Genomic DNA, 630 nt, shown 5'->3' with positions numbered 1-630 from the left:
AAATATATAGTCATTTTACGTTATTTTATAAAAGATTCCAAACAGGTTCTAACTCATTGCTAGATGTTTGTGTTTTACTTTCTTGCTGTTCCATAAGTTCATCTCCTTTTTAACATAAAAAACCCATTTGCTTTAAAATTAAAACAATGGGTTTAAAAACATTATAAATTCATTATATGCCTTTCTAAGTGAAACTCAATTAAAAACATAATAAACTTCCTTTTTTAAATTTTTACTGGAATAAAATTGTTATCAACTAATTTCTTTACTCCATAAATGCTCATAACTTATATTTTCTAAAATTTAATAATCAAGTAATAATATAAGCACTAATATAAACAATAATATTAATAGCAAAAGCTAATAAAAAATATCATCAACGAAAAATAATTGGATAAATAACATGACTAAAAGTAATTAACTGTTGTGCTAATATATTAATTAATATTGGACTAATAAAAACACTAAAAACTGAAAAAATTAAAATTAAAGGGACAATAATTATAATAAAATTGTACGATACTTCCATAGTATTATATCCCAATACTTTTAAAATATTAATCAATATTCAATTATCACGAACTAAAATATTAGTAACCAAAGTCATAATCATAAATGATAATATAATAC

The 630-nt window shown here is 20.8% G+C and carries 1 protein-coding gene; it reads right to left on the bottom strand.

The window, feature by feature from the left end:
- Positions 1–265: 265 nt before the first annotated feature.
- The coding region (locus M0D11_RS06345; protein ID WP_252321127.1) for an FtsX-like permease family protein at positions 266–630 on the bottom strand (365 nt) is incomplete at its 5' end.

The organism is Spiroplasma endosymbiont of Lariophagus distinguendus (assembly GCF_023846195.1).
Taxonomy (GTDB): domain Bacteria; phylum Bacillota_I; class Bacilli_A; order Mycoplasmatales; family VBWQ01; genus Spiroplasma_E.
The sequence above is the reverse complement of the archived record's forward strand: the minus strand, read 5'-3'. Positions and strand labels throughout refer to the sequence as shown.